Here is a 374-nt window from a genome sequence, read left to right as displayed (position 1 = left end):
GCACCGATGCCGCCAACCGCATCACCTTCATGAACCCGGTTGCCGAAAAGCTCACCGGCGTTGCCGTGGGAGAGGCCTTGGGAAAGGTGCTCGGTCATGTCTACTGGGCGGTCGACGAGGAAAGCGGGCAGCGGATCGGCCTGACGCGTCCTTCGGCGAGTGAGCGGTCTTCCAGCGACCAGAACACGCGCGCGGTCCTCGTGCGGCGCGACGACACGCGCTGCAGCATCCGCCAGGTGGTGTCGCCGATCATGAACGACCGCCACGAGTTCTGCGGCCTGGTCATCGTCTTCCAGGATTTCACCGACGCGCGCGCCCTGCAGCGCCAACTGGCCTACGCCGCCGCCCATGACGCGCTGACCGGGCTTGCCAAC

At 67.1% G+C, this 374-nt stretch carries 1 protein-coding gene; it reads left to right on the top strand.

The window, feature by feature from the left end; translation table 11 throughout:
• On the top strand, nt 1–374 hold a 374-nt coding region (locus tag EN786_RS36370; protein ID WP_135910083.1), incomplete at both ends, for a PAS domain-containing protein.

Origin of the sequence: Mesorhizobium sp. M4B.F.Ca.ET.143.01.1.1 (genome assembly GCF_004792275.1) — a bacterium.
GTDB lineage: Bacteria > Pseudomonadota > Alphaproteobacteria > Rhizobiales > Rhizobiaceae > Mesorhizobium > Mesorhizobium abyssinicae.
The sequence above is the reverse complement of the archived record's forward strand: the minus strand, read 5'-3'. Positions and strand labels throughout refer to the sequence as shown.